The following is an 18,243-nucleotide window of genomic DNA, read 5'->3' as shown; positions in this document are numbered from 1 at the left end:
CCGCCTCGGTCCAGGATCGAGACGGGGCGGTGCCGCTGTTGCAGCTTTCGCGGCGCAGTTTCCCGTTTGTTGAACGCGTCTTCGCCGATTCCGCCTATGCCGGCGAACGGGTGGCGCAGGCCACTAATATCGCGATCGAGATCGTCCGAAAGCCGCCAGATCAAGTTGGCTTTGCCGTTCATCCAAAGCGCTGGGTAGTTGAACGCTGCTTCGCCTGGCTCAACCGGAACCGGCGTCTGGCAAAGGATTTCGAGGGTACAATCCATTCCGCTACCGCCTTCCTCTACGCCGCATCCGTCATGCTCCTCACCCGCCGACTCGCTCGTTACACATGAGTTCCGAGTCAGACTCTAAACGAACTCACGAACGTCGCGCGGCGCAAGATGCGGATGTCCTGGACTGATACGAACGCCTTTCTGGCTATGCTGCGTGGGCTGCTGACGGTCCATTCGGTTACGCTGGAGATCCACGAAACCGGACTGGCGTTCGCGGAGCGCTACAGCCTCTCCATTTACGATGCGATGATCGCTGCCTCGGCACTCCACGCCGGTTGCGAAACGCTGTGGTCGGAAGACATGCAACACGGAATGACCCTCGATGGAGGGCTGCAAATCATTAACCCCTTTCGGGCCGGTGGCTGAGCTGGGACTTATTGATCGCAGTTAGGCGTACGTGAGCGCAAGTGGTTGCGTGTCCCCGCAACCACTTTCGTTATAACTCACTCATAATCCAAATCTGACGAAGCCAGGCCTATAATTCGCCAGGTTCCGCGTCCGTCGCGACCAACGTGGCAAAATCGCCGCGGCCCGACTACATCAGCCGGAACAGGCTACCCCAGCCCGTGATCCGGCGCGGGTCAATTCCCACCATGCGGAGCGCCTTCCAGATTACTGTTGAGACGGTATCATAAAAAGGCAGCCCCGTAGCGGCTTCAATCTCGGGTGCGAGATGTGCCGACCAGAGGTTGGTACAGAAACTCACCAGCGCCGCCGGCCGGAGCGAGATCTCACTGGCTACCGCTTTCGACAAGATTGCGAGATCGCCGGCCGGAACCGATGCAAAATCGAAATTCATATGCAGCCCTAGATGTCTTTCGCTCAAGCAACGAAATCCGCCATCGGCGTAATGGTCAAGAATACGCTGCTGAACCTCCGCGGTATAAGGCGTCACCAGACCGAATGCGGAACATCCCGCCATCGTCAGCGCCTCGTTCAGGGCCAGAACCGACGTCGTCGCCGGAATGCCGGTCGCGGTTTCGATTCGGCGACACAGCTCGACATCGGCGGCAAAACCTAACCAGCCGGCCGCTGTCCCACTCCAGCAGATGACATCAACCTTTGCATCTGCCAGCAGCACCGCGGCAGCGAGAATCCTGCTATCGTCGAACTGAGCAAGCGCCGCAGGGCTTAGCGCGATCTCGGTGACCGGGAAGCGGGCGAAATGTGCCGTCACTTCAGGCAGCGCTGCTATGATGCGATAGGTCAGCGGTTCGAGAGCGGTATTGGATGAAGGGGTTAGAACGCCGAGTCGTATCGTCATGGCGGCTTATTGATCCTGATATAAAAGGCTCTATTCGCATTTCGTCTTGACGATTATGTCCCCATGACAGCGGTGAGACAATGGCGCTGGGCCGTGTCGCTCATGATCGGCGAAGATCACTTCGTTTCTCTCTCCTTACCAAGGCAGGCCTGCCAGATTGCGGTCTCCTGAATGCATAATCAGCGAATAATAAAAAAAATGAAATAATATATACTAATAATGAATTAGACTAACGAATTATTCCACCGCTACCTTCTGGTGAAGCTACCAATATCAGGACTTGGGGATGGATATAGAGCGCTTGAAACGCATGCTGGCTGGACGTCCTTACCTGCTGTGTGGGGGGCGCCTTCTGACGGCCGATGCGGTGCCGTCGAGAGCGGATATTCTCGTCTCGTCGGATGGGAAGATAGAGCGCATCGGGCTTGATTTGGAGGGCGCTGTAGAGCGCATCGAACTTTCCGGCGCCCTTGTCTCTGCTGCGTTCGTCGATTGCCACCAGCATCTCGACAAGACCGGCGTTCTCAAATTCGCGCCGAATCCGTCTGGCACCCTGCAGGGCGCGCGTGACGCCTTCGCTGGATATGCGCGCTTCGCGCCAGCCGACGATATCATCCTGCGCGCAACGCGCACTATGGCGCGCTGTCTCAGCCGCGGCACGACAGCAATCCGAACCCATATCAATGTCGACAAGGATGCGGGCTTCAGGGGCATCGAGGCGATGGCCGCACTGCGACAGCAATGGTCCGACAGGATGGTCCTGCAGCTTGTGGCCTTCCTCATTCCGCATCCAAACCAGGATCTCGAATGGCTGGAGGACAATATCGATTCCGCCGTGGCCATGGCCGATGCCGTGGGCGGCACGCCGGCCGTCAGCGAGGATCCAAATCGGTATCTGGATATCCTCTTCGCAAGCGCGGCGCGCCATGGCCGCCCGCTTGACCTTCATATGGACGAACATCTCGATGCCAGCCGCCATCTGTTCGAGGCCGTTTTCGATCGGGTGGAAAAATACAATATGCAGGGCCGTACCGTGCTCAGCCATTCGTCGGTCCTGAGTGCCGTGCCGCGCAAGGCGTTTGAGCGCATTCGCGAGCACATGTTGGAACTCGACATAGGCGTTGTCACCCTGCCGGCCGCCAATTTGTACCTGCAGGGAAGAGACCAGGACGTGCTGCCCCCGCGCGGTCTTACTCGGGTCGCCGATCTGGTGCGGGGCAAGGTACCCCTAGCGACCGCGTCGGACAATATTCAGGATCCGTTCGTGCCGACCGGCTCCGGCGACATGTTGGAAGTCGGCCGATGGACACTGCTTGCGGGACATCTCCACGCCGATGATATGGCCCAGGTGTACGCCATGATCACGACCGTGCCAGCACGCCTCATGGGATTGCAAAACTACGGCTTGCGGGAGGGGGCACGCGCAGATCTGGTTATCACCGACTGCGAGGACGTCATCGATCTGATTTCGCGCGGCCCGGATCGAATGTTAGTGATGTCGAGGGGGCAGCCGGTTTCGGAGCGACCGGGCTCTTCATGGCACAAGGCAGACGAAAATATAACAACACGAATGGGAGAAACACGATGATCGTTAATCGCAGGCAGATTCTGGCGGCAGGCGGTGCGCTTGCGACTGCAACGCTTATTGGCCGAGCCCATGCGGCGGCCGAATTCAAGATGGGCCTGCTGGTGACGGGCAGCGTGGCCGAGAACGGCTGGAATCGCCTCGCCTACGATGCGCTGATGACCGTCAAGAAAAAGCTCGGCGCGAAGGTGAGCTACGTCGAACTCCAGCAGGACCCGGCTTCGTTCGAGAGCGCCTTCAGGGATTATGCCAGTCAGGGCTATCAGGTCATCCTCGGCAACGGCTTCGAATTTCAGGATGCCGCCGTGACAGTGGCCAAAGACTATCCCGACTCCTATTTTCTGATCTCCTCCAGCTCGATCCATCAGGGCAAGGTTATCGGGATCAACTTAGACAGCAGTCAGCCTTTCTATCTGATGGGCGTGATCGCGGCGAAGATGGGCAAGTCCGCTGGCCTCATCGGTGGTATGCAGATTCCGCCAATTAGCCAGGCGTTTGGCGGCTTCCGCAACGGCGCCCTGACGACCAAGCCCGGCTTCGGAATAGGCAGGGTCTATATTGGGAGTTTCGAAAACGAGGTGGCAGCGAAGGAAGCCGCCATCAGCATGATCAAACAAGGCGTGGACTTCATCGTACCCGATGCCGATGCTGCCAGCCTCGGCGTATATCTGGCGGTGCACGAGGCGGGCCCTCAAATCAAGACCTTCAGCGTTTACACCGACTACTCGAAGGTCGCGGGCAAGAACATTCTCGGCACCTACATCGCCGATTACGGCGCCGGAATTGTGCGTGTCGTCACCGGCATCAAAAACGGCACCTCGATCCCGCATTCGAATGTGACTTTTGGCCTTGGGGATCCCGATGTCATCAGGTTCACCTACAACGACAATGCCGCCACGCCAGTGCCGCAGGACGTCCGCAAATATGTGGACGAAGTGAAGTCCAAGATCATCGCAGGCCAGATCAAGACGATGGCGGGTTAGCTGCGTCCTGCGCCCTCCGGGCGCTGGCGAGTCCAGCGCCTGTCCCTCCGTACCTTGCCGAAAGGTGGAGCTTAATGGACGACATCGACATTCGACCGCCTGCGCCAGCGAAGCTGTATTTGTACGACATCTCTACGTCCATCCGTATACGGTCCTTGCAAAGGCTTCGCGCCATCGGCTTCCCCATCGCGGCTGTTCTCGTGGCATTGTGCGCCGGCGCCGCGCTTCTCGCGATCAACGGCTTCAACGCCCTCGACGTTTTCACCGTGATGATCGGTGGCGTGTTTCGCAACATCCATTCCATTACTGAAATGCTGCTGATTGCGACACCGCTGATCCTAATTGGCGTCGGGCTATGCGTGGCCTTCCGGTGCAGTATGTGGAATATCGGCGCGGAAGGTCAGTACTATGCCGGTGCGGTCGCGGCAACCTTTTTCGGAGTTCATCTGAACGGTTTGCCCGCGCCACTTCACATAGTGCTAATCCTTGCGGCAGGGAGCATTGCTGGAGCGGCCTGGGCAGCGATCGCCGGCCTTCTGAAAATCTACTTCAACGCCAGCGAGATCGTCACGACCATCATGCTGAATTATATTGCTACGATCGCGACGAGCTATCTCGTGACCGGGCCCATGATGGAGGCCGGCGTCACGTATCCGCAATCCACAGAGTTGCCACACGCATTGCGGCTGCCGATTCTTCTGCCGCACACGCGCTTGCATATCGGCATCCTCATCGCGATTGCGCTCGCCGTCATCGTGCAGGCGTTTCTGTTCAGGAGCAGTGCGGGCTATGCGCTGCGGGTTGTCGGAATCAATCCACACGCCGCCCGCTATGCCGGCATCAGCGTGCGACGCAGCGTCGTGCTGGCAATCTCCATCAGCGGCGCTCTGGCCGGTCTGGCCGGCGCCATACAGATCGCCGGCGTCGATTTCAGGCTTTACCAGAACATTTCGCCAGGCTACGGCTTCACCGGCATCGCGGTCGCGCTTCTGGCCTACAACCGTCCGATCGGCGCTATTTTTTCGGGCATTCTCTTTGCCGTGCTGAGCGCAGGCTCTGTGCTCATGCAGATGAACTCACAGGTGCCGCAGGTCCTGGTCTTCGTTATCGAAGGCATGGTAATCCTATCCGTCGTCGCGTTCGGCGCGCTAGGAATGCGCGCCGGCCGCTCGGCGGTCTGAAGGGGGGTAAAATGGAGCATTTCAACCTTCTTGTCTTCCTAGCCGTTACGCTTGCCGCCGCCTGGCAGACAGCGACACCCATCATTTACGCCGCCGTTGGCGAGATATTCACCGAACGGGCAGGAGTGCTCAATATCGGCATCGAAGGCACAATGCTGATTGGCGCTTTCGTCGGCTTCGCGACAACCGATTTGACTGGCAGCCTTGCTCTGGGCTTTACGGCCGCAATTGCTGCGGGCATGCTCACCGGTCTGCTTTTTGCCTGCTTCACGGTTACGATCAAAGCCAACCAGGTCGTCGTCGGTGTAGCGCTTAATCTTCTCGGCCTTGGTCTGACGTCTTTTCTTTTCCGTACCTATTTCGTGCATACGGGAAGCGGTGTGCCGAACATGCCGGCTGTGCATATTCCGATCCTGAGCGGCTTGCCATTTTTCGGCGTTGCGTTGTTTCAGCAGAACATCATCGTGTATCTCAGCCTTGCCGTTGCATTTTTGGCCCGCTTCGTGCTGTTCTCGACCTCGTTCGGCCTCACCTTGCGCGCCACCGGCGACCATCCAGAGGCCGTCGCTATCACCGGGCGGAGCGTGGTACTATACCGCTATGGCGCAATCATGATCGGCAGCTCGCTGGCCGCCCTAGGCGGTGCGTTTTTGACGTTGGCCGACGTCAATCAGTTCGTGGAAGGCATGACCGACGGGCGCGGCTTCATCGCGCTCGCTGTCGTCGTCTTCTCCCGCTGGTCCCCGGTTGGCGCTTTCTTCGTGTCCCTGATATTCGGGCTTTTCTATGCGCTGCAGTTGGAACTCCAGGCTCAACCGTCGTTGGGGATTCCCTACCAGGCCCTTCAGGCAATGCCTTACATTTTGACCATCCTTGCGCTTGTCTTTGTCCATAACAAGCAGGATGCTCCGCGCACCCTTGGCGTTCCCTACAATAAAGCTTGAGGATCTGATAAATGAATACTGAGATTTTCCTCAAGATGGAGAATATCCATAAGCGCTTCGGCTCCGTTGTGGCCAGCGCGGGCGCTACGCTTGAAGTGGCCGAGAATGAGATCCATGCCCTGCTGGGGGAAAACGGGGCCGGGAAAAGCGTTTTGATGAACATATTGTGCGGTGTACTGGCGCCGAACGAGGGATCAATCGTTTTCAAGGGAGCGCCGCTGAAACTCGGATCGCCGCGCGAGGCAATCCAGCACCGGATCGGCATGGTGCACCAGCATTTCATGCTCGTGCATAACTTGACGGTTGCCGAGAACTACATGCTCGGCCAGGGCTCACCGCTGCGCCTTATCCGTGATCGGAGCGAACTGTGCGACCGCATCCGGGCGTTGAGTGATCGCTATGGGCTCGACGTCCAGCCGGATGCTCTCCTCGAGGATCTTTCCGTGGGCCAGCAGCAGCGCGTGGAGATCTTGAAAGTCCTGTTCCAGGGGATCGACGTTTTGATTCTCGACGAACCGACGGCTGTGTTGACGCACCAGGAAACAGATCGCCTCTTGCTTCTCCTGCGCGATCTCGTCGCCGACGGCAAGACCGTAATTTTCATCTCGCACAAACTCGATGAAGTGATGCGGGTTAGCGACCGAGTGAGCATTATGCGCGACGGACGGGTGGTTCGCACGGTGAAGACCGCCGAGACCAGCCCGCGCGAGCTTGCGCGATTGATGGTCGGGCGCGATGTGCTGATGGAATTGCCGCGCGAGCCAGTCGAGTGCGGGCAAGTCGTCCTGTCGGTCACCGGGCTTTCCTGTAACAACGAATTGGAGCGGCCCGCTGTTCGAGACGTGTCTTTCGAGGTAAGACAGAAAGAAATCGTCGGCATCGCCGGCGTTTCGGGCAACGGCCAAAGCGAACTGGCGCTGGCTTTGGCGGGGCTACTGCCGGCTAAATCGGGCAGCATCAAGCTGAACAACAAGGAAGTCACCGGAATGTGCTCGACAGCGGTCAGGCGGCTGCCGCTTGCACACATACCGGAAGACCGCCACAAGATGGGTATCGTCCTGTCCTTGTCATTGGCCGAGAATGTTATTCTGCATCGCTACACCGATCCTCCGTTTGCCACGCGCGGATTGTTGCGCTTCGGGGCGATAGCGGCACACACACGCGAGCTCATGCGGCAATTCCAGGTCAAGGCGTCGCACGAGGACGTAGCGATCCGGAATTTATCAGGCGGCAATCAGCAGAAGCTGGTCGTCGCCCGTGAGCTCGCCCGCAACCCTGATCTCCTGCTGATCAATCAATTGACGCGAGGCATCGACATCGGAGCCATTGAGTTCGTCATGCAGGAGGTGCTGCGCCAGAAAGTTGCGGGGCGAGCAATTTTACTGATCTCGACCGAGCTTGAAGAGTTGTTAGCCGTTTGCGACCGGATTTTTGTAATGTTCGGCGGCCGCTTGGTCGGTGAACTCCCTCCGGATCGTGGGCGGCTGGAGGAACTAGGGCTTCTCATGGCTGGCAACACCGCGGAGGCGGCGCGGCTGGCGGCGGCAACGGGATAGTGTGGGCTTCTGTCATGCTGGTCAAATTCGAAACAGCCCCGAGAATTCTTTATTTCATAAAATGATTATCTGTGTCCATAGTAGGCTTGGATCAAATATTGGTCTGAAAACCGCTCTGTGTGAGGGGGATGCGGATGAATGTAACCTTTCGGCAGCTCAAGGCTTTCGTGGCGGTGGCCGAACTCGGGCGCTTCAATCTGGCCGCCGGCCAGATTGGTCTGACCCAATCCGCAGTCAGCATCTTGATCAAGGAACTGGAGACTGAACTCAAGCACCGAATGTTTGACCGCCACACCCGTATGGTGAGCCTGACCAGTGCGGGAAGGGAATTCTTGCCGCAGGCCAAGAAGATCATGGCGGATCTCGAAATAGCGGTGGGGGCCATTCATGATTTGGCCACTCTGCAGCGTGGCCGCGTGACGATCGCCTCCGCCATCGTGCTTGCCGCGACCATCCTGCCGCCAGCGATAGCCCGCTTTACCGAACGATATCCAGAAATATCCGTCGTTGTGCGCGACATGCCGGAGGAGGAAATCCGCCCAGCGCTGAAACGCAACGAAGTCGATCTGGCTATCGGGACTGTCTCCAGCGACGATCCGGAAATCGTCGCGTCTCACGTCATGCGTGACAGGCTGACTTTGGTCTGTCGCGCGGACCATCGCTTTGCACGGCGCAAGAGCATCCGGTGGGCCGAACTGGCCGGGGAAAATCTCATCGGTCTGGCGCAGGAAAATCCGCTGCGCGACCTCGTCGAACGGGCGCTGCTTGCGGCGGGCACTCCGGTAAGACCGGCTTACGAGGTGCGCTTTTCGACGACGGCGATCAGCATGATCGCGGCTGGGCTGGGGGTTGCTGTCCTGCCGGAGAATTCGCGACAACTGGCCCCGGTCGTCGACGTGAAGGCTATTGAACTCGTGGAGCCATCGATAAGTCGCGACGTCTCAGTGCTGCAAAACCGCGTGCACATCCTTTCACCCGCGGCCCATCGGATGAAGGAGTTCTTGCTTGCCGCGACACCTTGGCGAAGCTGACATTCGGCGCGCTGCCACTCGATTCAGCGGGTGCTGATTACTTTGCGCATCCCATCCCAGCGATGCGCCAGACCAACATCGAGATCGAAGAGATCGAGGACGCGACCGACCGTGTGATCCACCATCTCGTCCACCGACTGCGGCTTCGCGTAGAAGGCAGGCACTGGCGGATAGACGATCCCTCCCATCTCCGTGACCGCTGCCATCGCGCGGATATGGCCTAGATGCAGCGGCGTCTCGCGCAGCATCAGGACCAATCGACGGCGCTCCTTCAGCGTCACATCGGCGGCGCGCGACAGCAGGGTCGAGGTGGTGCCGGTAGCGATCTCGGCGAGCGACTTGACCGAACACGGAGCAACTATCATGCCCAGCGTGTGGAATGATCCGCTGGCGCAGGCCGCTCCCACGTCCTTGTTGTTGTGGGTGACGCTGGCCAGCGCTTCGACCTGACGCGGAGCCAAGTGGGATTCCGACGCGAGTGTCAGATGCGCCGCTCGGGACATTATCAGATGGGTCTCTATCCCGCGGCCGCGCAGCACCTCCAGAATCCGGATTCCGTAGATCACTCCGGATGCCCCGGAAATCCCGATAACGATCCGCGGCCTTGGCGATATGTCCCGGCTCATCATTGTCTGTTCTCCAGGCGCATCAGCCGCGGACCCCGGCCAGAAGACGCGCGGCGTGGCTCTTCGCGGCTTCCGAGATCTCGGCCCGGACGCCGTGGAAATCGGGCCCGCGCGTCGCATCGAGGCCCATCCGTGAGGTTGTGCCGATGCCGCTGGCTGACGGGTCGAGCGCGTTGCCCGGCAGCCCCTCGATCACCATCACGTCGCGATGCGGCTGGAAATGGGTGGCGAGCGCCCAGAGAACTTCGCTGTCGCGCGTCACATCGATATCAGAATCCACCGCGATCACGGTCTTGAGATACTGGTCCCACCCCAGAAGCCCTACCAGGATCTGCCGCGCTTCGCCCGGTCGCTGCTGATCGACCGCCACATAAGCGTGGAAGTGCGTCCCAGAGGCCGGATAGTGCACTGCCGTCACGCTGGGGAAGCGGGCCTTGAGCTTTTCTGCCATTTCGGCCTCGCGGGGCACGCGTCCGAGATTCAGGTGTTCCGCCGAATTGCCTCCCGCTACACTGACCAGCATTGGCGCCCGACGCCGTAAGATTGTCTGAACTGTGAACAGGTTGTTGGTGGAACGGTCCGAGGAATAGCCCGTAAATTCGCCGAACGGTCCTTCGGATACATGTGCTTCGGGGTCGATCACGCCTTCCAGCACAATTTCGGCCTGCGCCGGCACGCGGATGCCATGTCGCGGCGTGCGCACAACCTGGAGCGGCGCGCCCAGCAGGCCGCCCGCGATATCGCGCTCGTCTTCGCCGAATGCGAGGCGTGCCGACGCCGCGATCATGAACAGCGGGTGCGCGCCGATCACCATGGCCACGGGCATCGGTCTTCCGGCATCCTTTGCCATGTTCATCAGGCGCCACAAGTGTCCGCGTGAGTGCAGGCTGGTGGCCAGTGTGTTGGGTGAGTTGATCATTGCCCGGTGATAACTGAGGTTGCCGGCGCCGGTTTCGGGATGCTCACCGATGATGATACCGCTCGTGATGTATTTCGCGCGATCGGTCTGGAAATGCCTGAGCATCGGAATCAAATTGAGGTCGATCCGGTCCGATATGACCTCTTCCGCCACCGGTCCGTCCGTTACGTCTTCGGGCGGGCAGGCCCGGCGGGCGGCGGCTTGGTATGCCTGGTGCAACCGATTCTCGGTGGTGCCGAACATGCGCGCGATCCGACTGCGCGAGCCGAAGATGTTGGTGACGACAGGTCCGATATGGTTCGTCACGCGATTCAGTTCCAGCACCGGCGCGCGTCCCTCGGCGGCAAGCTGCCAGATCATCGCCGTAATGTCCTGATCGTCCGACACCTCGTCGGCAATGGTTAGCACGTCCTCCGGATGTGCGGCGCGGTAGTCTGCTAGGAATCGTCGGACGTCTTGGGGATGAAAGTGGGATACGGCGGTGGTCATGTCTGCTTCCTTGTCGGAATGCCTTCAACGGAGGGGAGGTGCCGGGGGTGAAGAGTGTTAGGTTGGGACGGTGCAGAGAGCACGAAGCACCGCCCCAGCCCAGGTCAGGCGTTCACCAGCCGGTTGGTGGCGCGGTTCAGCCCGGCATAGGTGTCCTTGAGGCGCGCCTTCGCTTCCTGGAGGTTTGCGGGCGGCAGAGTCGGGGCGATCCCCACGAGCTTCGCGATGTTGTTGCCTAGGTAGCCTTCCAGATCCTCTTCCGAAAGGTTCATGCCGTGGGGTGGCTCTTGGCACAGAACCTCAAGCTCACGCAGCCACATGCCCGGCTCGTTCGGAGGCGAATCCGTGCCGAATACAATCTTGTGCTTGGGCAATTGCTTCGCGAATTCGACTATCCGCGATTGGAAGCACCAGCCAGATTCGCAATAGACGTTCGGTGTGTCCATTGCCATCCAGAAGGATTCGAAAGAGTAGTTGCCTCCGGTCTGGATACCGAAATGGCCAATGATGAAGTTGACCATCGGAAACTCCCGGATGATCGGGTAGAACATCGTCGGGATCGTGTAGGGCCCATCGCCGGTGTGGATCAGCACCACAACGCCGAGTTCAGCGCATTTTTTCATCGCCGGGCGCAGCCATTCCAGCGCCCGGTCGGGCCGGTAGCCGTGCATGTTGGCGTGCAGCTTCAGCATCTTGAAGCCGTATTCCTTGACGTGGAATTCCAGCTCTGCCGCGCCGTTCTCGGGACCCCAGCGTGGGTTGAAGGTGAAGTTGCCGATGAAGCGGTCAGGGTATTTCTGGCACAGTTCCGCGATGTAGGACATATAGTCACGGATCCCATCGCGGCCCATGCGGTTGCCGTCACGGTAGCCGGTGTTACCCGGCGGTGGCTGAATGAAGCCCATGTCGATCCGGCGCGGCTTGCCGTTGATCATGTAGGGGCCATCCATAAGCTTCAGCATTCGCTCACCGTTGAACGGCGAGCCCGTATGCCGCCAAGCTTCGTCCACGAGGTTCGTCGGGTGCAGGTGGGTGTCGATAATCATTGTCGTCTCCTGTTGGTATTTGGTCCCAGTCCACGCGATCAGGCGGTCTCGAGCGCGATGTCCTGGCCGCGGAGATAAGCCTCCGCCTCAGCGACAGTGGCAGGCGGCAGGGTGGTTTCCAGCCCGATCATCCGGGCGACGTTGTTGCCGAGGTAATCTTCGAGCGTGCCCTCGTCGAGATTGAGGCCCTGAGGCGGTTCATGGCAAAGCACCTCCAGAAGCCGCAGCCACATGCCAGGCTCGTTCGGAGGCGTGTCGGTGCCGAACAGGATCTTATGTTTCGGCAGTTCCTTGGCGAATTCCACGATCCGTGACTGCAGGCACCAGCCGGACTCGACATAGACGTTGGGTGCGTCCATCGCCATCTGGAACGGCTCGAAGACGTACACGCCGCCAGTCTGCACGCCGAAGTGGGCGAGGATGAAGTTGACCTCCGGGAACTCGCGGATGATCGGGTAGAACTCGGTCGGGATCGAATAGGGCCCGTCGCCCGTATGTACTTTCACCATCAGGCCTAGGTCGGCGCATTTCCGCATCGCCGGGCGCAACCAGTCGAGCGCCCGGTCGGGCCGGTAGGCATGCATATTGGCCTGCAACTGCACCATCTTGAAATCAAACTCATTGGCATAACGTTCGATTTCTTCGGCGCCGTTCTGGGTGCCATAGCGCGGGTTGTAGACGAAACAGCCCAGAAAGCGGTCGGGATGTTCAGTCACCATCTTCTCAGTATAGGCCATGTATTGTCGGATCGCGGCTTTGCCGGTTAGATCGCCGAGCCCGTCAGTATAGATGGTGTTGCCCTGCGGCGGCTGGATGAAGGCCTTGTCGATCCGGCGCGGCTTGCCGTTCACGATATAAGGGCCGTTCATCATCTTCAAAAGCCGGTCGCCGGTGAACGGTTCGCCGTCGTGGCGCCAGGCAAGGTCGACAAGATCTGTCGGATAACAGCTCAGATCGATGATCATGTGGTTCTCCTGTCGTCTGTAATCGGAAGTGAAGCGCGGCATGGACACCGGACAGGCGCAGCTGACCGCCGCAACCCGGGCGCGCAACGCGTCCCGGTCACGGCGAAGGGTGCTCGAGATGACGATTGCGTCAATCGAGTAGCTGTCAGGGTTTTGAGGATTCCCGAAGCCAAGTGTTCTGCCTATCCTTCCAAGCCAAGGAACGATGAGCAATTGGCGCCGCGCTATTTCTTCCGCGGGGTGTGGCTTCTACTCGAACAGCAGAAAAACATGGCCCTGCATGATTGTCAACAATTTTTCCCGCAGTTGGACCTCTGCCCTGAACGCAAACGGTTCGGGCGGTGCGGCTTCAGGGCGGAAGGACGACGGGCACCATGCCCACCAGCGTGCGTGCCCCATTATCACGGTAGCATTGCAATAATTTGATCGCCGTCGAGCGGCTGACGTCGAACCTGGGGACCGCTGCCCGCCGGCTCACGTTTTGCCGATCAACCGCATCGATCCTCCGGTCCCGCAAATCTTGATGCTCTCGAAAGGCGCTGCGTGGCCGTCGCCCCATGCGCCGGGATAGCCTCATGTATCACTTCGTCAGGTGGCGACCGCCTGTTTCGGCTGTGCCAGACTTGCTCTCAGTCCCGCCTCAAGCGCCGCCCGATTGAGATTGCGGCCGATGAGTACAATTTTCGAACGCCGCGTCTCACCCCGCCATGGGTGATCGGGGCGCAGGTCGATCAGGCGATGCACCGCCTGAAGGACGTGGAACCGCTCGTCCTGGTCGATGGCGATGATACCTTTGGTGCGAAACACATCGTCGCCGTGAGTCGCGAGATATGCAGTAAGGAACGCCTGAAGCCGGTCCAAGTCGAAATCTTCGGAATAGGTGAATGATTCCGACCCGACCGTCGGATCGTGCATATGCGCGTGGTGGTGATGTTTATTGTGGTCGTCGTCATCGAGACTCAGGTTCAGAAGCTTTGCACGTTCGGCCACGTAGGAGGGGGTGAAGCCACTTATCCCGAGAATGGTGTCCAGATCCACCCGGCCATAGCTTGACCGCAGTATCCCGGCGGTCTCGTTCAGCATGCGCAGGTCCGCCTCAAGTCGGTCCAGATCCGTAGGGTTTGCTAGATCGATCTTGTTGAGGATAATCCGATCCGCGGCCACGATTTGGTCGACGGCTTGATTGTCTTTGCCATCCAGCACTGGATCGAAAAGGTGCCGGTCGATATGGGCGGCATCGACTAACGTCACGATAGCGTCAAGCTGTACCGCGTCGGCTACCGCGCGGTCGGCGAAAAAGGAGGTGGCCACCGGGGTCGGATCGGCGAGGCCGCTCGTCTCGATGATCACGTGGTCGAACTGTTCCTTGCGGGAGAGCAACTTTTTCATGACGTTGATCAGGTCGTTGCGTACATCGACGAAGCAGCAGATGCAGCCGTTTCGCATCTGGAAGATTTCCTCGTCCGAAGCCAGGACGAGGTCGCTGTCCACATCGACCTCGCCGAATTCGTTCTCGATCACGGCAATGCGGTGACCGTGGCGCTCCGTGAGGATGTAGTTAAGCAGCGTCGTCTTGCCCGAGCCGAGGAAGCCGGTGAGGATGGTCACGGGCACCTTGCGGGCCTCGATTTCATGAACTGCCATGGCGTTATTCTTTCTTCTGGGCCGCGAGGGCGCAAAGGATGTCCTCAGGGGTGATTGGATAGTGGTGGAAGCGCGCGCCAATCGCGTCGTGAATGGCGTTCGCGATGGCAGGGCCGATGGCGATGATTGGATCTTCGCCTACGCCTTTCGCGCCCCAGGGGCCGCCAGGGTCAGGAGCGGCCTCGAGGATTACCGTCTCAATCTTGGGCATGTCCATCGATAGCGGCATCTTGTAGTCGACAAGCCCGGCGTTGAGTGAGCGGCCGTTGGTACGGTCGATGAGGTAGTCTTCGGTCAGCGTGTGGCCAATGCCTTGCTGGATGCCGCCCTCGATCTGCCCGGCCGCCGCGATCGGGTGGATCACCCGGCCGACGTCATGCACAGGCATGACGTGGCGCACGTCCACCAATCCTGTCTCGATATCCACGGCGACCTCGACGAAATGCGCCGCGAAGGAATAAGATTTTGTGGGTGTGTAACTACCCGTCTCGATCAGGTGATCTGCCGGGATGCCCTTTGACGGCCCCATCGCATCGGCCACCGTCAGGCCGCGATCGGGAGCGTCGGCGATGAATATCCTACCCGCCACCATATCCAACGCCTCTGTTGGCGTCTGAAGCTTCTCCGCTGCCCTCGCAAGCACCGCGGCACGCAGCTTGCCCGCCGCAATCTTCGCAGCCGACCCCACCAGATAAGTCGTATGGCTAGCGAAAGCGCCAATATCCCAGGGAACGACATCGGTATCGCCATGCACGACCGAGACGCTTTCGAAGGTGACGCCAAGCTCTTCCGCCACGATTTGCGCCAGCGCCGTGTGCGCCCCGGTACCAAGCCCCGCCGCACCTGTCAGAAGGGTCACGCTGCCATCTTCGTTCATCTTGACCGTGGCATTGCCCTGCTCGCGGATCCCCGGGTAGGCACTTGAGCCATGCATCTCGCAGCCTACCCCCCAGCCGCGCCGGATCGCCGGCTGAGCCGGATCGTTGCGCGGCGTCTCGGTGCGTTTGGCAATCCAGTCAAAGGCGGTAATCCCGTGCTTCAGACAGGCTTCGAGTCCGCGCCCGACGATCGGATGACCAGAGGGCGCAATGTCGCCCTCGCGCACCGCGTTTTTCAGTTTCAGTTCCGCCGGATCCATGCCCAAACGTTCTGCCGCCTCGTCCATCTGGATATCGAGCGCATAGTAGGCCTGGACCACGCCGTAGCCTCGGAAGGCACCTGCGATGGGTGTGTTGGTATAGACCGCGCAGCCCTCCAATCGGACATTCTCGCACCGATAAAGCGAGGTGGCGGCATTGGTGCCGACGGTGGTGACGCCGGGACTGTGCGAGCCGTAAGCACCGGATTCGTAGATGATCTTCATATCGCGCGCGCAGATTGTCCCGTCCTTCCGGAACCCCTGTTTCAACAATATTCGGCAGGGATGGCGCGAGCGTCCGGCGATAAAAGTTTCGGCGCGGGTGAATTCCATGCGCACCGGACGCCGCGTCTGTCGTGCCAGCAGCGCGCAGAGATATTCATGCTGAAACAGATCCTGCTTAGCACCAAAGCCGCCGCCCATGTGATCGACGAGCACCCGTACTTTGTTGAGCGGAAGACCGAGCACTTCCGCCAGACTTCCGCGCACCATGAAGGCGGTTTGGGTCGAGGTCCAGAATGTTAGCTTATTAGACCCATCCCAGTCTGCCATGCAGACATTGGGTTCCATGTAAGCGGGCACCGGGCGGCCGCCCTCGAACACGCCTTCGAGCACGAAGTCGGCCTCGGCGAAGCCGTTCTCCACATCGCCGCGTTCTACGCGCACGGGAGGCAGAACAAGATTGCTACCAGGCCCGACCTCGTGGATCAGCGGTGCGCCTGGTGCCTGGGCCGAGTCGATGTCGAAGACACCGGGCAACTCCTCGTAATCCACCTCAATCAGGTCGAGCGCCTCGTCAGCGATCTCCTCGCTGGTCGCGGCAACGGCGGCAATGCCCTCCCCCCAGAACCGTACCTTGTCGTCCAAGATGTACTGGTCGCGTGTGCAGGAGGCTGATCGTGGGTGCGGTGAACCGTAATGCAGGAAACGGGGGACGTCTTCGTGCGTAAGCACCGCCTTTACTCCAAGCAGGGCCAGCGCCTTCGAGGTGTCGATGCGAGAAATCTTGGCGTGGGCGACGTTGGAGCGCTTGATCTTGCCGAACAGAAGGCCCGGCCGGTTGATGTCGGCGGTGTAAAGCCCCTCACCCGTGACCTTTTCGAGGACATCGTTGCGCCGGACGCTTTGCCCGACGATGGTAAAGGCGCGCCGCGCTTCGACGGGAACGTGCGGCTTGTTCATGCCGGGGTCTCCTGCAATTGTCGCGCCGCGCTTCGGATCGCGTCGAATATTTTGGTGTACCCGGTGCAACGGCATATGTTGCCCGACAAGCCGAAGCGGATCTCGTCGTCGCTGGGATTGGCGTTGTTCTCCAACAAAGACTTGGCCATCATAAGTATGCCCGGGGTGCAGAAGCCGCACTGCGCTGCGCCATGACGCATGAAAGCGTCCTGCAGCACATGCAGCTGGTCCGGGCTGGCCTGAAGACCCTCGACCGTCTCGACCCGGCAGCCGCCGGCCTCCACCGCCAGCATCAGGCAAGCGTTGAGAGGTCTGCCGTCTACGATCACCGTACAAGCGCCGCAATCGCCGACATCGCAGCCCTTCTTGGTGCCGGTCAGGCCAACCTCGCCGCGGAGCGTATCGAGAAGCGAGCGGTATGGGTCGACCGTAACGCTGCGTGCTTCGCCGTTGATATACATTTCTATAGGCTGTTTCATGCTGTGGCCTCCAGTGCCCGTGTAACGGCACGACGGGTCAAGACGCCGACCATCGCGCGGCGATAGTCGGCTGACGAGCGGACATTGCTGATCGGGGTACATTCGGCCATCGCCTGATTGGCTGCGGCGGAAATCATCTCTGGCGAGAGTACCGCACCCCGTAGCATCGCCTCGGCCTTCGGCGCGCGCAGCACCGTTGGGCCGACCGCACCCAGGGCAATGCTGATGTCGCTGCACGTTCCTCTCGACCGATTCAGGCTGACGGCGACGCCAACGGTGGCGAGCTCCATTGCCTTGCGACGTCCATGCTTCAGATAAACCCGCCCGCTGCCTTCCGCGGGCGGCGGCACCCGGATCCCTGTCGCTATCTCGCCGCGGGAAAGGGTTGTACGTCCGGGGCCAGTGAAGAATTCCGCGAGGGCCGTGCGGCGCGTACCGCCGGGGCCGAAGATCTCGATTTCCGCGCTGTCGGCAACCAGTGGCGGTATCGTGTCGGCCGAAGGCGAGGCGCGGCAAATATTGCCGACCACAGTGGCCCGGTTGCGTACCTGTATGGAGCCCAGATTGCGGACCGCGTCGTGCAGGTTCGGATAGAGCCGCGCAATTTCGCTAGACCGCTCGATCCGCCCGGCCGTCACCAAGGCGCCGAACCAAATCCCCCCCTCGGCACTAATCATGAGTTCGTCGAGCCCGGGAATGCGCTTGATGTTGACGATGTGATGGACGCGGCGCAGGCGCTCGCGGATCTCGACGAGAAGATCGGTTCCGCCTGCAAAGACAAAGGCGCCCTCACCCAGGCACAGCAACAATTCGGATGCCTCGGCCAAGGATGCTGGCTCATGATATTCGAAGCGGCGCATCGATTCCTTCCTTTCTAAGTGCCACGCGGGCGCGGCGAACGAATGTCACCGGCCGCTGTCCTCGGAAAAGGGGCTT

The 18,243-nt window shown here is 60.0% G+C and carries 16 protein-coding genes and 1 pseudogene; 8 read left to right on the top strand and 9 right to left on the bottom strand.

Annotated elements, in window-relative coordinates; all coding sequences use genetic code 11:
- The coding region (locus L2A60_RS15080; protein ID WP_235705285.1) for a transposase at nucleotides 1–335 on the top strand (335 nt) is incomplete at its 5' end.
- Nucleotides 336–350: 15 nt separating this feature from the next.
- A pseudogene (locus tag L2A60_RS15075) lies at nucleotides 351–641 on the top strand (PIN domain-containing protein); the annotation flags it as partial.
- 169 nt (nucleotides 642–810) lie between these two features.
- On the opposite strand, the gene L2A60_RS15070 reads toward L2A60_RS15075, so the two are convergent.
- Nucleotides 811–1,539, bottom strand: coding sequence for a maleate cis-trans isomerase family protein (locus tag L2A60_RS15070; RefSeq protein ID WP_235705283.1), 729 nt, complete (start codon nucleotides 1,537–1,539; stop codon nucleotides 811–813).
- A 286-nt stretch (nucleotides 1,540–1,825) separates the two neighbouring features.
- On the opposite strand from L2A60_RS15070, the gene L2A60_RS15065 reads away from it, so the two are divergent.
- The 6 genes from L2A60_RS15065 (at nucleotide 1,826) to L2A60_RS15040 (ending at nucleotide 8,819) form a co-directional block, all read left to right on the top strand.
- Nucleotides 1,826–3,127, top strand: coding sequence for an amidohydrolase family protein (locus tag L2A60_RS15065; RefSeq protein WP_235705282.1), 1,302 nt, complete (start codon nucleotides 1,826–1,828; stop codon nucleotides 3,125–3,127).
- A complete protein-coding gene (locus L2A60_RS15060; protein WP_235705281.1) occupies nucleotides 3,124–4,107 on the top strand; it encodes a BMP family protein in 984 nt (327 codons plus the stop codon). The genes L2A60_RS15065 and L2A60_RS15060 overlap by 4 nt, the downstream gene beginning before the upstream one ends.
- 74 nt (nucleotides 4,108–4,181) lie before the next feature.
- The gene (locus tag L2A60_RS15055; protein WP_235705280.1) at nucleotides 4,182–5,288 is read left to right on the top strand and encodes an ABC transporter permease; all 1,107 of its coding nucleotides are present in this window, start codon (nucleotides 4,182–4,184) and stop codon (nucleotides 5,286–5,288) included.
- 11 nt (nucleotides 5,289–5,299) lie between these two features.
- Complete coding sequence (locus L2A60_RS15050; protein ID WP_235705279.1) at nucleotides 5,300–6,232, top strand: ABC transporter permease; 933 nt, start codon at nucleotides 5,300–5,302, stop codon at nucleotides 6,230–6,232.
- Nucleotides 6,233–6,243: 11 nt separating this feature from the next.
- Entirely contained in the window at nucleotides 6,244–7,788 is a 1,545-nt protein-coding gene (locus L2A60_RS15045) for an ABC transporter ATP-binding protein (protein ID WP_235705278.1), read from the top strand.
- Between the two features lie 134 nt (nucleotides 7,789–7,922).
- Entirely contained in the window at nucleotides 7,923–8,819 is an 897-nt protein-coding gene (locus L2A60_RS15040; protein WP_235705277.1) for a LysR family transcriptional regulator, read from the top strand.
- Nucleotides 8,820–8,842: 23 nt separating this feature from the next.
- Here L2A60_RS15040 and L2A60_RS15035 read toward each other — a convergent pair whose 3' ends face one another.
- The 8 genes from L2A60_RS15035 to L2A60_RS15000 all read right to left on the bottom strand — a co-directional run bounded on the left by L2A60_RS15035 (nucleotide 8,843) and on the right by L2A60_RS15000 (nucleotide 18,167).
- On the bottom strand, nucleotides 8,843–9,445 hold the full coding sequence (locus L2A60_RS15035; protein WP_235705286.1) for a UbiX family flavin prenyltransferase: 603 nt from the start codon (nucleotides 9,443–9,445) through the stop codon (nucleotides 8,843–8,845).
- Between the two features lie 22 nt (nucleotides 9,446–9,467).
- A complete protein-coding gene (locus tag L2A60_RS15030; protein ID WP_235705276.1) occupies nucleotides 9,468–10,853 on the bottom strand; it encodes a UbiD family decarboxylase in 1,386 nt (461 codons plus the stop codon).
- Nucleotides 10,854–10,957: 104 nt separating this feature from the next.
- Nucleotides 10,958–11,899 (bottom strand): amidohydrolase family protein, encoded by a 942-nt coding sequence (locus L2A60_RS15025; protein WP_235705275.1) that lies wholly within the window; start codon nucleotides 11,897–11,899, stop codon nucleotides 10,958–10,960.
- Between the two features lie 38 nt (nucleotides 11,900–11,937).
- Entirely contained in the window at nucleotides 11,938–12,864 is a 927-nt protein-coding gene (locus tag L2A60_RS15020; protein WP_235705274.1) for an amidohydrolase family protein, read from the bottom strand.
- A gap of 588 nt (nucleotides 12,865–13,452) precedes the next feature.
- The gene (locus L2A60_RS15015) at nucleotides 13,453–14,508 is read right to left on the bottom strand and encodes a CobW family GTP-binding protein (RefSeq protein WP_235705273.1); all 1,056 of its coding nucleotides are present in this window, start codon (nucleotides 14,506–14,508) and stop codon (nucleotides 13,453–13,455) included.
- Nucleotides 14,509–14,512: 4 nt separating this feature from the next.
- Entirely contained in the window at nucleotides 14,513–16,828 is a 2,316-nt protein-coding gene (locus L2A60_RS15010) for a xanthine dehydrogenase family protein molybdopterin-binding subunit (protein WP_235705272.1), read from the bottom strand.
- Nucleotides 16,825–17,307 carry a (2Fe-2S)-binding protein gene (locus tag L2A60_RS15005; protein WP_235705271.1) on the bottom strand — a complete coding sequence of 161 codons (483 nt, stop codon included), beginning with the start codon at nucleotides 17,305–17,307 and terminating at the stop codon, nucleotides 16,825–16,827. The genes L2A60_RS15010 and L2A60_RS15005 overlap by 4 nt, the downstream gene beginning before the upstream one ends.
- Entirely contained in the window at nucleotides 17,304–18,167 is an 864-nt protein-coding gene (locus L2A60_RS15000; RefSeq protein WP_235705270.1) for an FAD binding domain-containing protein, read from the bottom strand. The genes L2A60_RS15005 and L2A60_RS15000 overlap by 4 nt, the downstream gene beginning before the upstream one ends.
- Nucleotides 18,168–18,243: the final 76 nt, after the last annotated feature.

The sequence above is a fragment of the Acidiphilium iwatense genome, assembly GCF_021556475.1.
In the GTDB taxonomy this organism is placed as follows: domain Bacteria; phylum Pseudomonadota; class Alphaproteobacteria; order Acetobacterales; family Acetobacteraceae; genus Acidiphilium; species Acidiphilium iwatense.
This window is presented reverse-complemented; position numbering and strand designations above follow the sequence as displayed.